Annotated in this window: 13 protein-coding genes and 3 tRNA genes; 6 read left to right on the top strand and 10 right to left on the bottom strand. The window is 50.2% G+C overall.

Features of this window, described 5'->3' with window-relative positions; translation table 11 throughout:
* Window positions 1–28 precede the first annotated feature (28 nt).
* Window positions 29–1,072 carry a tRNA 2-selenouridine(34) synthase MnmH gene (gene mnmH / locus DYD62_RS04295; protein ID WP_115226220.1) on the top strand — a complete coding sequence of 348 codons (1,044 nt, stop codon included), beginning with the start codon at window positions 29–31 and terminating at the stop codon, window positions 1,070–1,072.
* Window positions 1,073–1,126: 54 nt separating this feature from the next.
* On the opposite strand, the gene DYD62_RS04290 is transcribed toward mnmH, so the two are convergent.
* Window positions 1,127–2,764 carry a methyl-accepting chemotaxis protein gene (locus DYD62_RS04290; protein WP_115226219.1) on the bottom strand — a complete coding sequence of 546 codons (1,638 nt, stop codon included), beginning with the start codon at window positions 2,762–2,764 and terminating at the stop codon, window positions 1,127–1,129.
* A 232-nt stretch (window positions 2,765–2,996) separates the two neighbouring features.
* Window positions 2,997–3,764, bottom strand: a complete 768-nt coding sequence (locus DYD62_RS04285) for an SDR family NAD(P)-dependent oxidoreductase (RefSeq protein WP_115226218.1) — start codon at window positions 3,762–3,764, stop codon at window positions 2,997–2,999.
* Window positions 3,765–3,965: 201 nt separating this feature from the next.
* Between DYD62_RS04285 and ampC the strand changes: the two genes are divergently transcribed.
* Window positions 3,966–5,147 (top strand): class C beta-lactamase, encoded by a 1,182-nt coding sequence (gene ampC, locus DYD62_RS04280; protein WP_115226217.1) that lies wholly within the window; start codon window positions 3,966–3,968, stop codon window positions 5,145–5,147.
* Window positions 5,148–5,388: 241 nt separating this feature from the next.
* On the opposite strand, the gene DYD62_RS04275 is transcribed toward ampC, so the two are convergent.
* The 5 genes from DYD62_RS04275 to DYD62_RS04255 form a co-directional block, all read right to left on the bottom strand.
* Window positions 5,389–6,153 (bottom strand): carboxymuconolactone decarboxylase family protein, encoded by a 765-nt coding sequence (locus DYD62_RS04275; RefSeq protein WP_207916749.1) that lies wholly within the window; start codon window positions 6,151–6,153, stop codon window positions 5,389–5,391.
* Between the two features lie 73 nt (window positions 6,154–6,226).
* Window positions 6,227–6,616 (bottom strand): MerR family transcriptional regulator, encoded by a 390-nt coding sequence (locus DYD62_RS04270; protein ID WP_115228197.1) that lies wholly within the window; start codon window positions 6,614–6,616, stop codon window positions 6,227–6,229.
* Window positions 6,617–6,689: 73 nt separating this feature from the next.
* On the bottom strand, window positions 6,690–7,601 hold the full coding sequence (locus DYD62_RS04265) for a polysaccharide deacetylase family protein (protein WP_115226215.1): 912 nt from the start codon (window positions 7,599–7,601) through the stop codon (window positions 6,690–6,692).
* 14 nt (window positions 7,602–7,615) lie between these two features.
* On the bottom strand, window positions 7,616–8,170 hold the full coding sequence (locus tag DYD62_RS04260; RefSeq protein ID WP_115226214.1) for an SRPBCC family protein: 555 nt from the start codon (window positions 8,168–8,170) through the stop codon (window positions 7,616–7,618).
* Window positions 8,167–8,484, bottom strand: coding sequence for a PilZ domain-containing protein (locus tag DYD62_RS04255; protein ID WP_115226213.1), 318 nt, complete (start codon window positions 8,482–8,484; stop codon window positions 8,167–8,169). The genes DYD62_RS04260 and DYD62_RS04255 overlap by 4 nt, the downstream gene beginning before the upstream one ends.
* A gap of 107 nt (window positions 8,485–8,591) precedes the next feature.
* Between DYD62_RS04255 and DYD62_RS04250 the strand changes: the two genes are divergently transcribed.
* Entirely contained in the window at window positions 8,592–8,810 is a 219-nt protein-coding gene (locus DYD62_RS04250) for a hypothetical protein (RefSeq protein WP_115226212.1), read from the top strand.
* Window positions 8,811–8,940: 130 nt separating this feature from the next.
* Here the strand turns inward: DYD62_RS04250 and gspE are convergent, their stop codons facing one another.
* The 3 genes from gspE to DYD62_RS04235 are packed head-to-tail and all read right to left on the bottom strand — an operon-like array spanning window position 8,941 to window position 13,251.
* Entirely contained in the window at window positions 8,941–10,398 is a 1,458-nt protein-coding gene (gene gspE / locus DYD62_RS04245) for a type II secretion system ATPase GspE (RefSeq protein WP_115226211.1), read from the bottom strand.
* Complete coding sequence (gspD, locus tag DYD62_RS04240; RefSeq protein ID WP_115226210.1) at window positions 10,395–12,440, bottom strand: type II secretion system secretin GspD; 2,046 nt, start codon at window positions 12,438–12,440, stop codon at window positions 10,395–10,397. Before gspD ends, gspE begins: the two co-directional genes overlap by 4 nt.
* Before the next feature lie 13 nt (window positions 12,441–12,453).
* Entirely contained in the window at window positions 12,454–13,251 is a 798-nt protein-coding gene (locus tag DYD62_RS04235) for a type II secretion system protein N (protein WP_165928763.1), read from the bottom strand.
* A gap of 212 nt (window positions 13,252–13,463) precedes the next feature.
* Between DYD62_RS04235 and DYD62_RS04230 the strand changes: the two genes are divergently transcribed.
* From DYD62_RS04230 to DYD62_RS04220, 3 genes are all read left to right on the top strand, one after another.
* Window positions 13,464–13,539: transfer RNA gene (locus DYD62_RS04230), tRNA-Val, on the top strand.
* 45 nt (window positions 13,540–13,584) lie between these two features.
* Window positions 13,585–13,661, top strand: a tRNA-Asp gene (locus DYD62_RS04225).
* A gap of 38 nt (window positions 13,662–13,699) precedes the next feature.
* Window positions 13,700–13,775 (top strand) — tRNA-Val (locus tag DYD62_RS04220).
* Window positions 13,776–13,785 lie beyond the last annotated feature (10 nt).

Here is a 13,785-nt window from a genome sequence, read left to right as displayed (position 1 = left end):
ACTAATCGCGAGCCTAAAGTGAAATAACGTGAAAAATTTATTGGTAAGCTTGGTCGACCTTCCCGCCTTTGAAGAAATAATCGATGTACGCACCCCGCTTGAATTTGCGGATGATCATATCCCCGGTGCAATCAATGCCCCTGTACTCAGCAATGAAGAGCGCGTGATTGTTGGCACACTCTATAAACAAGACCCCTTTGCCGCCACAAAGCTGGGCGCGGGCCTCGTTGCCAAAAATATTGGGGTTCACCTAGCAAGCACATTTAAAGACAAACCACAAAACTGGAGGCCGCTGATTTACTGCTGGCGTGGTGGCAAACGCTCCGGATCGATGGCCACCTGGTTTAATCTTATCGGCTGGAAAGCTCGGCAATTAGAGGGCGGATATAAAGCTTATCGCGGCCAGGTATTGCAGCTTTTAGAAACGCTGCCTGCGGCCTCACGCTTTATTGTGCTGGCAGGGCACACCGGCTGCGGCAAAACCCGTTTGCTGCATGCACTAGCCCAAAACGGCGCGCAAACGCTGGATCTGGAAGGCCTCGCCAAGCATCGCGGATCTGTCCTTGGCAGCTTTCCTGCTACCAGCCAGCCCTCTCAAAAAAGCTTCGACAGCCTGCTGATCCGCCATCTGGCTCAGTTTGACCCTACTCGGCCGGTATTTGTGGAAGCCGAAAGTAAACGCGTAGGCCAAATCCAGCTGCCCGCCAGCCTGATGCTGGCGATTCGCGCGGCCGATTGCATCCTGGTGCAAGCCCGCTTTGAAGACCGTATCCGTTTTTTATCTGACGACTACGCCAGCCTATTTGATTACCCCGCCAACTTTAAAACCAAGCTGGCCCGCTTGGTTGAAACGCACGGCAAAGTGGTGCTGGCCCACTGGAATGAGCTGATCGATGCGGGCCAAAAAGCCGAGTTATTCAGCGAGCTGATCAGCAAACACTACGACCCTGCCTACAAACGCAGCAGCCAGAGCAATTACCTCAGGCTCGCCGATGCAAGGCCACTGCTGATTGATCCATCGGGTGATTTAAATGAATGCGCTAGGCAATTGATTGTGAATTTAGCGGCATAAAACGAAAGGGGAAGCCAGCGGCCTCCCCTTTTTTGCATCAAAAATACTCAAGATCTATAGCTTAAACCGCTGCACCGACTGATGCAGATGAGTCGATAAATTTTGTAAATCTTGTGCAGAGCGGGCACTGAGCTGAGTTTCCAGTGCTTCAGCCTCTGCTCTTTGGGCAATTTGCTCCACCGCTTTAGCGATTTCTGTAGTGGCCATGCTCTGCTCACGGATGGCGCTGCTGATATTGTCTACCACGCTGCGCACCTGCTCTGCCCCAAGACGTATATCTTCAATAGCAGTGCCCGCTTCATTGGCCAACAACACACTGGCATTTGCCTGCTGCACGCCATTTTCCATTTGCACAATGGCTTCGCGGGTGCCGGTTTGAATCTGCCCAACCATGGCGGCAATCTCAACGGTTGACTGGCTGGTGCGCTCGGCCAGCTTGCGTACTTCATCGGCCACCACCGCAAAACCACGGCCCTGCTCACCCGCCCTTGCCGCCTCAATTGCGGCATTCAGCGCCAGCAGATTTGTCTGGTCGGCAATATCTTTAATCGTGCCCACAATCGAGGTGATCTTGTCAGACTGGCGGCCTAATTCTTCAATGCTAACTGCCGAGCCTTTAACCAGCTCAGCAATTTTATGCACTTCGGATGTTGCCCGATGAATCACCACCGCCCCACGCCCAGACATCTCTCTGGCGTTTTCGGCCAAGCCACGGGCATCACTGGTATTGGCAGTCACATGATCAATCGACACCGACATCTCTTCTACCGCTGCGGCAATCGACGATGCCGATCCACTTTGCTCATTCGAGCGCCGGGCGACTTCGGCCGCACTCTGGCTCAGGCCGCTGGCTGCCACACTCATTTGCCCTGCACCGCTGATTACCTCTGCAATCATGGTGCGTAAGGTTTGCTGCATATCCCGCAAACTAGCCATCAGGCTGTCTTTATCCCCTGCTTTACAGGTCACTACCTGATCCAAATGGCCCCTTGCCACACTTCTGGCCAGCGCCACCGCCTCGTGCGGTTCACCGCCAAGCAGCTTAAATAATGAGCGCCCCAGCAGCAGAAGTGACGCGCCCACCATGCCCATCATCAATAAACCAAGGGGTAAAATCACCCACAAGGCGCTGCGAAACTTAGCCTCCACATCGTCGATATAAATGCCTGTCCCAATCACCCAGCCCCAAGGGCTGAAACCCTGCACATAAGAAATCTTATCCACCGGCTCGGTACTGCCAGGCTTACTCCACTGATAGCTGACAAAGCCCGCACCAGCATTTTTAACCACCTGCACCATTTCCAAAAACAACGCTTTGCCATTTGGATCTTTCAGCTGCGATAAATCCTTGCCTTCCAGCTCTGGTTTCATAGGGTGCATCAGCATTTTCGGGCTAAGATCATTCACCCAAAAATACTCTTTTTTATCATAACGAATTGCTCTTAAAGCCTGCAAAGCCGCAGCCTGAGCTGCGGGCTGATCCATTTTTCCATCGCGGCTCTGCTGCTCAAAATGAGCCACAATTGTTTGCGCTGCCTCGGCCAAATTTCTCACTTTATCTTTACGGCTGCTCAGCATTTCATCTTTAAAATGAGACAACAACAAACCACCTAACAAAATAAAAGCCAGCAAAGTAATTCCAGCCACCCACACCAGTCTGGTGCGTAAAGTCATGCCAGCTTGCCCCTTCATTACATTCTCCCGTGTTTATTATTAATTGCTTATCCACTGGATTATGCCGATGTAAGGATTTAAAGAGTCAGCCTTTCTGTAATTTGTTGTAAATCTACGACTAAGAGAAAGCACGTACTGCAATTAGAAAAGCCAGCCTTCAGCATAACGCAACTGCTAAACCTGAGAAGCAAACAATCATTAGCAGACGATCAAGAGACAAACGCAGATGAATGCAATTCAGTACTCATCCTCAAGCGTGCAAGCCCCCATCCACCACAAGGCTATGCCCAACCACATACGATGATGCAGCGGAGCTTAGCCAGAGAATGGCATGGGCAATTTCATCCGCTTGGGCAAGCCTGCCAATAGGAATCGCCTGGGCCAGCTGCGCCTGATGTTCAAGTAACTGATCCTCTGTCAGATGGGCCGTTCTGCGCGTGCGGCGAGGTGTTTCTGTTGCGCCGGGGCAAACGGCGTTAATCCTGATGCCTCGCCCTATATACTCCTTAGCCGTGGAACGGGTCAGCCCAATCACCGCGTGCTTGGCTGCGCTATACATGGCCGCCGTCGGCGCACCAGATAAGCCATTCACCGATGACACATTCACAATCGTGCCGCCCCCCGACTGCAGCATCGCTTCAATCTGATACTTCATGCAGTTAAAAACGCCTGAAACATCCGTCGACAGCGTCTTGCTTGCATCCTCAAAAGATACTTCATGAGTCGGGCCTGGGCGCGTATCGCATGCCGCACTATTAACTGCCGCATCCAACTGACCATAGTGCCCAATAGTAAAACTGACCAAAGCGGCAACAGACAAAGGATCTATCACATCACAAGCATGAAAAACGGCATCACCCAATGCGCTAAGCTCTGACGCTGCCGCCGCCCCTTGTTCACTATTACGCGCGGCCACCACCACCTTGGCGCCATTTTTCAAAAAAGCTTTTGCCGCCGCCAAGCCTATACCGGTTGTTCCTCCCGTAATAAGCACCACTTTACCGTGAAGACTTTGCATGGAATCACATCATGACATTGAGATGATCAGATTATATAAGCGATAGCTAGGTTACATACGTTACAGATGAGTATATTTACCAAATTGCGCAGCCTTTATTACTATATGCAGCTTGTTTAAGCAGGCATACTCGATCTGAATAAGATATCGCTATATAAACCCTTAATATGCGACGATCATCACACCCGAAGGTAATTATTCATGTGCAAGAAAAAAGTATTTTTAATAAAAATAATGGCATTACTGGGATGCATCAGTCCTTTAAGCCATGCGACAGAAAATATAGATCAAGCCTATATTCAAAAAATAGTTAGCACCGCAATCACCCCCATACAAAAAGAATTCAATATTCCCGGCATAGCAGTTGCAGTGAGTGTGGATGGCAAAAATTATTTTTTTAATTATGGTGTAGCCTCAAAAGAAAGTAAGCAAGCAGTTAGCCAAGATACATTGTTTGAAATTGGCTCGATTAGTAAAACCTTTACCGCCACGCTAGCATCGGCTGCCCAAATCAATGGCCAGCTTTCTTTTAGCGATAGCGTCAGCCAGCATTTAGCTGATTTACGCGGTAGTGCCTTTGATAAAGTCAGCCTGCTTAATCTTGCGACGCATACCGCCGGGGGCTTACCGCTGCAAGTACCTGACGAGATTAAAAATAATGATCAATTAATGGCCTATTTTAAAAACTGGCAGCCTGAATATGCGGCAGGCACATACCGCGTTTATTCCAACCCCAGTATTGGCCTGCTTGGCGTCATTACCGCTAAAAGCATGAATACTTCTTTTGAAGATGCTATTGAAAAGAAATTATTTCCTGAGCTGGGAATGGCCCATAGCTATATCAATGTACCCGCCGCACAAATGAAAAATTACGCTCAGGGCTATAATAAAAAAGACGCGCCCGTTAGAGTTAATCCCGGTGTTTTATCCTCAGAAGCCTATGGCGTAAAATCCAGCCCGGCGGATATGATTCAATTTGTAAATGCCAATATGCAAATGGGTAAAATAGACTCTAAAGTACAACAGGCGCTGATCAATACTCACAGCGCCTATTTTAAATCTGGAGCACTCACACAAGACTTAATCTGGGAGCAATATGCTTATCCATTAAAATTAAGTACTCTATTAGAGGGAAATAAAGATGCGATGGCGTATAAAGCCAATACAGCCAATAAAATCACCCCGCCTTTAGCGCCACAAGCAAATGTATGGATCAATAAAACTGGCTCTACCAATGGTTTTGCTGCCTATGCGGCTTTTATTCCCGCCCAAAAAATTGGCATTGTGATTCTAGCTAATAAAAACTATCCAATTCCACCACGGGTGACGGCGGCTTATCAAATATTAAGCCAATTGGATCAGCAGACAGAATCTAAAAACTAAGTGCTTGGCTGATACCGCTTCCCCCTTTTTGAGGGAGCCAAGCATAATCCTATCAACTTAAGCAAAACCCGCAAAGGCACGATGCTTTTATCGCTTGGGTTAGCTGGTTTATTCGCCTATTGGTGCGGATAAACCAGCGTAACCCAAAGTTTAGGGGCAAAAGAATGTTGGGTTACGCGATAAAACTTGCTAACCCAACCTACAAATTCCCCCTGAATTGATAGGATTGGAGCGGCTTTCCCTAAGCCTGCCAAGCCTTTGCAATAGCAAAGCTATCTTCAAACATCTCATAGCTTTGAATTTCGCCGTCCCTCACCACAAAACGCATCATAAATGCGCCCTGATAAACATGGCCGTTACGGTATTGCCATGCAAAATGCCCGCGAGCTAGGGCTTCGTTTTCACCGTCGTACCAACGATCAATCACAAATTGCGTGGCTTGCCCGGCGGCTGCAATCTGCTTTAAGCATTGCTCAACTTCGGCGCGCCCCTGCCAAAGCCCGGCCCATGGCACAATTTGGCGGTCCCCCGGAATATGCCAGCTTACGGCCTCACTTAAATAATCTAAAGGCGGCTGACCCGCGATAAAGTCAGCCATAAAGGCCTTAGCCACAGCGAGCGGAGCCAGTGGGCGGCTTGGCGCATGGTATTGGGCAAAGATTTCTTTTGCTGCAAACACGGCATTGAGCGCGGCGGGGAAGCCTGCGTAAACGGCAGTCTGGATCAGCACTTCAATGATTTCGGTCTGGCTTAGCCCCACATTTAAGGCGGCTTCTAAATGCACTTTTAATTGCGGTGCAGCATTGCCCATGGCGGACAACATGGCCACCGTTGCCAGCTCTCTTTGAGCAAGAGAAAGCCCAGGCCGAGAATAAATTTCACCAAAACCAAATTCAATAATATAGCGGCCCAGATCGGGGGCAATGTCACGCAGGCCATTAATTACCCGCTCGCCTGCCTGATCGTCTACTTCTTTAAGCTTTTTCCAACCTGATAAATGATGCATGCCATGCTCCCTGAGTGAAGAGCGCATCCAGAAACAATCCGTCCCCAGCAAGCACGGCTGGGGAAAACTGTTTTTAGTGCGGCCCTGAAGAGAGTGACGCTTCCATTTGCTGATAAGTAGCGATTTTGCTGTGTAATAGCGAGAGGTTTTCCTGCAAGCTGGCAATTTGCAAAGCCAGCGCAGCGGCGTGCGTTTCCAGCATCTCACGCCTTGGCACCACACTTGCAAGCGTTTGCCCCTCCCGCCGTAAGCGGGCGTAGCGTTGCATATCAGCAATGCCCATGCCGGTAGCACGTAAACGCAGCAAAAAATCGATCCAGCGTAAGTCTTCTTCCCGATAACGACGCTGGCCATTTAAAGCCCGCGGCACCGCATCGATCAAGCCGATTTTCTCGTAATAACGCAGCGTATCCACCGATAAACCACTGCGTATTGCGACTTCAGAAATGGATAAGGTCACCATGGACATCAGCATAAAAGCTGGAGTGCACTCCAGCGCAAGCGGAAATTAAACACTAGGATAACCTGGTAGAAAACTACGCAGGAAACCGTGGCCCTTGCAGGGCAAGCGTGCCGCTTCTGCCTTCAAGCTCGCCAATTTCTACGCTGTGATAAGGCAGGCTGGCGGTATCGAGCGCGTTAAATAGCTCGAGAGTGGAGACCAGTTTATAGCCTTGCTCCAGCCAGCCTTGCAGTAGGCGCTCGAATGTCGGCAGTAATTTCATGCCTTCCAGCTCGGCGTGTAGGGTGTAGACGTGGCCGAATTCTGGCTCGACGGCGGTGAGCTTAAGCAGGTGTTCGTGCACATTATCTGGGCTTAAATCACCCACGCCGATCAGCTCATCCAAGGTAGGCAGCGTGGTGGGCAGCTGCACACAGCGCACAGGCTCGCCCTTTACCACGGGCCAGAATGGATGGGTGCCGCGCGTATCTGATGCGTAAGTTAAAGCCATGCGCTGCTGATGGCGGTAGGCTTCCGGATTCATTTGCCAGCCTGCTGCGCCGTGGGTTTTAGCGGGTGTGCCAAAGACTTCGGCAAAGCGCGTTGCGGCTAAATCAATTTGCTCGCGCGTCCATGCGGCGGATTCGCCTGCCACATAGTCTTGCCATTTGATGTGATCCCATGTGTGAATGCCGACTTCAAAACCAGCAGCTGCCACACTCTTCAGAATATCAGCGCAGCGGCGGCCAATATCCGGGCCAGGCAAGAGCGTGCCGTAGAGCAGTGTTTGAATGCCGTAGTGTTCTACCACCGAGGTACGGGATACTTTTTTCATAAAGCCAGGGCGAAACACGCGTTTAATGGCGCGGCCGGTGTGATCTGGCCCTAGGCTAAATAAGAAGGTGGCATCTGCGCCCAAGCGCTGGAGTAATTCTACTAGGCGGGGCACGCCTTCGCGGGTGCCGCGATAGGTGTCGACATCAATTTTTAAGGCTAGAAGTTTCATTCAGATGGTTTTTTTTAATGAGTTTGTGGGGTAGAGGCGGCTGCATGCTGATCATGCCTTTTAAGCATTTCTTGCTGCATCGCGGTGAACTGCTGGCGAATCTGATCACGCATAGTATCAAGGGCAAAGCCAGCAAGCAGGCTGGATTGCGGCTGCCATTCTGCGTGATAGCTTATCATGGTCTGCCCTGGGGCTGGTTTCAGTAGTGCAACACTTTTATAGGCTTCACTGCCGCCCACCGATGTCGCGCGAATTTCACTGAGGGGTTTTAAATCGATATCACGCACCGATTCGTAATGATAACTAAACAAGCTTAAAGGCACGCTTAAAACCTGGGATACACGCAGGTGATTGCCCGATTGGCTGAGAATATGGCTGCTGATTAATTGCGGCAAAAACTGTGGCATATGTTCAAAATCCACCATTACTTGCCAGGCTTGTTCTTTACTGACCGGCACGCTGAATTCAGCATCAATTTTGACTAATTCTGCGTCTTTACGCGCATCTACCCTAACCTCACTGGCCACTGCAAACGAGCTGAGCAGAACTGCTAAAAACGCAAATTTCATCGAATCACCTTTAAGATGGACAAGCCCAGCTCATACATCGCCCCCTGCTCTATCTGGTGGCAGCGCACTACTTTAACCCTTACTGCTAATGGCTCTTTGGGCCCTGCCCCCTCCAGAGGAGGCATCACAAACAAATCAAATTTTTCATCCGGTCTTGGCACATAATTGGTTACCACCGTTAAGCCTGTTACGCTTAAATCTGTGCAGACGCCATAATAAGCAGCCCCATAATCAAGTGGTCGGATTTTAACTTTACACTCAACGGGCACACGCAATGCATCCCGTTTATTGTGATCACTCATACCGGCTTTCATGCAGAAAATCCTGTTGGATGGCGATCGAAAAAGAAAGAATATCAGCTAAACTAATTTCATGCCGTATTCACAATCTTAGTTCGAGAATGCCCCAAGGAGGAGTGATCATGTCGGATATTTCTGCAATTAAATCCTACGTCGTAAATCTGAACCAAGCGCTAAAACAGACCTCGCAACAGACTACGCAACAATTGGAACAAATTGCCAACAGAGTCTCTAAAAAATCTGAAGCCGCTACAGATGTGGGCTTGGCCAGCATTCAACGCTCAAATGCAATGAATGAAGTATTGAGTGAATATCGCAATAAAATCGATACTTTTGCTTAAGAAATAAATTACCGGCGGCAGAGAATACGCGGCCAGAATGGCTTTGCGGCCTTGCAAAATACAACGTTTTTTTATGAGTACCCGCCATCATTAAAAGGCGTACCACAAGTGATGGTGCGCCTTTTAATGCTTATACATCCCGAGTTACACGCAAGACTTCTTCCAGTGTTGTTTCACCATCCAGTACCCGGCGCACGCCATACTGACGCAGGCTAAGCATGCCTTGGCTGCTGGCGTAATGCTTCATGGCCTGCTCGGTAGCGCGCTCGTGCATCATGCTGCGGATAGTTTCATCAATCACCAGCAATTCATACAGACCACTACGGCCACGATAGCCACTTTGTTTGCATTCAGCGCAACCTACGGCGCGATAAACCGGTTTGTCACTGCCTAATTGCCCGGTAGTTAAGGCATCCGGCGTTTGCAGCTGACGGCAAGCCGGGCAAAGGCGACGTGCTAAACGCTGGGCTAGTACGCCTAATAGTGACGATGCCAGCAGGAAAGGCTCGATGCCCATATCTACCAAACGCGTAACCGCGCTGGCCGCATCGTTGGTGTGCAAAGTAGCCAACACCAAGTGCCCCGTCAGCGATGCTTGCACCGCAATTTGCGCGGTTTCAAGGTCGCGAATCTCACCGATCATCACCACATCCGGGTCTTGGCGCAAAATAGCGCGCAGTGCACGGGCAAAAGTCATATCAATGCGCGTGCTGACTTGGGTTTGCCCCACGCCATCCAGATCGTACTCAATCGGGTCTTCCACCGTCATGATATTGCTGGAGCTGGCATCCATACCGCTCATCGCAGCATACAGCGTGGTGGTTTTCCCCGAGCCGGTAGGGCCTGTCACTAAAATAATGCCGTGCGGCTGAGCAAGCAGCGTTTCTAAAGTAGCCAGCGTATCGGCGGCCATCCCTAGCTTGGCGAGATTTAAGCGCCCTGCTGATTTATCCAGTAAACGCAGCACCACCCGCTCGCCGTGCCCCGTTGGCAGCGTTGATACCCGCACATCAACTGGGCGGCCCGCAATTCTTAGGGTAATCCGCCCATCTTGTGGCAGGCGTTTTTCGGCAATATCCAGACCCGCCATCACCTTGATCCGCGACACCAACGCGGCATGCAGGGCGCGTTTAGGCTCGATCACGTCGGCCAAACGGCCATCGATCCGAAACCGCACCACCGAGCGCGTTTCAAAGGGCTCGATATGCACATCCGAGGCGTTTTCACGCAGCGCTTCGGTGAGCAAAGCGTTAATCAGACGAATAATCGGCGCGTCGTCTTCGGTTTCGAGCAGGTCTTCGATTTCGGGTAATTCTTGAGCCAAGCGTGAAAGATCGAGGTTTTCTTCCAGATCATCCACCACCATCGCCGCACCGCTGCCCTGGCCAAACAATTGGGACAGTTGCGCTTCAAACTCCGCCGCATCCACTACCGAAATATTCAGCGGCCTAGCGGCTACCCGACGTAATTCGTTGAGCGCAGAAAAATCACCACCTTTGCGAAACAATACCGTAACCGAATCGGCCTCGTGATGAGCATCCACCACGCCGCGATCACGGGCAAAATGATAGGGTACTAAACGGCTCATGGTTTAACAGCCGGTTCAGTTGGAGCCAGTGGCGTTGCTTTACGCGCATCGATCACTTCGGGCAGGGCGACCGCAGGCATCTCAGGCAAAAGCATGCTGGATGGGCGCTCGAAGCGATTTTGCTCTGCACGTAGATACTGATAGCGATCAGAAGATAAATTACGCGTTGCATCAGCATCCCGCAGCACAACAGGGCGCAGGAACACCATCAGATTTACTTTCTCTGATTTACGGTCTTCGTAGCGGAAAAAAGCCCCCAGATAGGGTATGTCGCCTAATAAAGGCACTTGGCTGCGTTTGACCGTAACCCGATCTTCAATCAACCCACCCAGCACAATAATCTGCCCATCGTCGACCAATACTTTGGAATCAATCGAACGTGTTTTTGTTGCTAGGCCAGCACCATCAGTTAAGACCGATTTATCGATGCTTGAGACTTCCTGATACACCGTCAGCGTAATGCTGCCGCCTTCCGACACCTGCGGACGAACCCGCAACTTAATCCCTACATCTTTGCGCTCAATTGATACAAAAGGATTAGCATTTGCACCTGATGAAGCCTGAGTCCCCGTAATAATCGGGATATTTTGCCCGACCATAATCTTGGCTTCTTCATTATCCAACGTCATTAAATTAGGCGTGGAGAGCACATTGCCATCGCCACTATCTTGCAAGGCCGAGGCAAGTACACCCAGTGTAGGCGTGCGGCCATTCACCGGATTACCATTTAAAATACCAAGACTTAAACCGCCTGGGATAACCGATGGGTCTTTAGTCGCAATGCCCTTCAGCAGGGAACCTAAGCCATTTAACGACGCTGCCCCCACCGCCGAAACATTCTCATTCCCCCCTGCCAGCAACCATTGCACACCAAATGCACCTGCTTTAGACACATTCACTTCAGCAATCATTGCTTCTACATAAACCTGAGCACGACGAACATCCAGCTTATCAATCACCGAGCGCAGATTGTTGTAGATATTATCCGGCGCAGTAATCACCAGTGAGTTGGTCATATTGTCGGCCTGAATCATTACATTCACGCCACCAATTTGAACATTTGCCGCGGCCGATGTTGGCGCGGCAGGTGCACTGGCTGGCATTCCACCCGCTGGGCTGGCGGTCATGCTGCTGCTGGATGGTGTCGTTGAGGAAGAGCCAGAATCCTGCCCTGTCATAATCCCCTTTAAGGTATTGGCCAGCTTGGCCGCCTCAGCATTTTTTAAATACACCACATGGATATTGCCACCTGCTGCGCCCTGGCTATCCATGGTTGCCGCCAGCTTTTTAATTTGTTGGGCATGCAGGATGTTTTCGCTACGCACCAATAAGCTATTACTACGTAAATCCGGCACCACCACGCTGCGTTTTACGCCTTCTGCCAAGGGTATACCTTGATTAACGCCCTGCACCATGATTTCTGGCATCAAACGGCCTAAGTTTTGTGCCACATCGATGGCCGATGCGTATTTAAGTGTGACCGAAAAAATATCCGAGCTGGCAGGCTGATCGATACGCTCAATAATTTCGTTCAGGCGGCGAATATTGTCGGCGTAATCAGTAATCACCAGCGTATTGCCGCTAGGATAGGCGGCAATCGTATTATTCGGGCTGATCAAGGGGCGCAGAATCGGCACCATTTGCACCGCAGATTCGTATTTCAGCGGGTAAACCTGCGTCACCATCCGATCCCCTGCCAGCTTCATGCTGCGATTGCCGGTATTGCTGTAATGCTGCTTGGCATCGGCTTCTGGCAATACTTTCACCACACCGCTTGATTCAACGGCGGTAAAACCTTGCTGGCGCAGTGCCGATAATAAAATCGGAAACACCATTTCTTTGCTCACCGCTTGGCTGGACACGATATTGAGCGTGCCTTTTACCCTTGGATCGATGACAAAGTTTTTACCTGAAATTAAACCAATCGCTTTAATGGTTGATTCAATATCAGCATTAACAAAATTAAGCGTGACCTTATCGTCGGCAGCAATCGATAACTGAGAGGCTAAAAGGCAAGCTAGTAAGAAGGGGCGCAGAATCATGGGATTTAACAACTCAAGGCTGAATAAGATATTGCAAATTGACCGAGCTGCCGTTGCGAAGCACAACGAGCAACACTTGGGGCTGCTGACTAAAAACAGTGTAAATCAGAGAAATATCGGCGACCTGGGCCACATTCTGGCCATTAATCGTTTTAATCACATCGCCATTTTGCAATTGCAAAAGCCTAGAGAAAGGCTGAGCAGCGATATTATCAATCTGGATGCCTCCTTCGCGATAGGCAGACAACCCCTTCGCCCAATCGGCCACATTGGCGCCTTGCATCGCGCCAGCCAACTGACCACGGGAAAGAGAAGTCTGAGTAGCTGCTGCGGCAACTGGCACACCTGGAACCACGGCCACACCTGTGCCAGAAACAACAGGGGCCATCGCATTATGACCCTCCAGCATCAGCGTCTGACGGCGGCCGTTGTCATCCAGCACCACGTGATCGCTGGCAATTTCTAACAGTTTTATATTGCCCTGCAGGGTTTGGCCTACCTGAGCCGCCACCGCACTGGCCTCCAATCCCGTAAAAATAGCAGCGCCATATCCTTTTTGACCGGCAATAACCGCTAAAAGCTTTGCCTGAATCGTTGGCGCAACAGCCATCTGGCCAGCCTCGCTGCCAAACCAATCTTGAGCAGCAGAAAAATCCTGGGCTTTTTGAGCAGAAATTTCAGCAGGTAAAATCAAACGTAAAGCACTCGGACTTGGCTCAAAAACACGCCAAAACAAGCCGGCTAATAGCCACAACAGGATGCAAAGTAAGGCTGGCTGTACTTTTGCTATAAGAGTAGTGATATGAGACACACGGAAAGCTTTCACGAAGGCAAGGTACTTTGCACAAATGGGAATCAACATTTATACCGTAAACCCCCGTAACTGACTACCGCATAGATATTTCATTCAAAAGGTGTTGACACGTTTTTTACGGCGTGATCTAATGCGCACCTCTTTCGAGACAGGGCAAGCAGCTCAGTAAGCAGAGCCGCTACCTAGAAGTAAAGATTTGTTGTTTTAGCGGGTGATTAGCTCAGTTGGTAGAGCGTCTGCCTTACACGCAGAATGTCGGCGGTTCGACCCCGTCATCACCCACCACTATAAATAGCAAGTTGCTTAGAAAGAAAATAATGGTGCCGCTGCGGAGTGGTAGTTCAGTTGGTTAGAATACCGGCCTGTCACGCCGGGGGTCGCGGGTTCGAGTCCCGTCCGCTCCGCCAAGCAACATCATTATTAAGTTTTAAATTGTTTTAAAGATGGGTGATTAGCTCAGTTGGTAGAGCGTCTGCCTTACACGCAGAATGTCGGCGGTTCGACCCCGTCATCACCCACCAAAAGCTTTTG

The sequence above is a fragment of the Iodobacter fluviatilis genome, from assembly GCF_900451195.1.
In the GTDB taxonomy this organism is placed as follows: domain Bacteria; phylum Pseudomonadota; class Gammaproteobacteria; order Burkholderiales; family Chitinibacteraceae; genus Iodobacter; species Iodobacter fluviatilis.
This window is presented reverse-complemented; position numbering and strand designations above follow the sequence as displayed.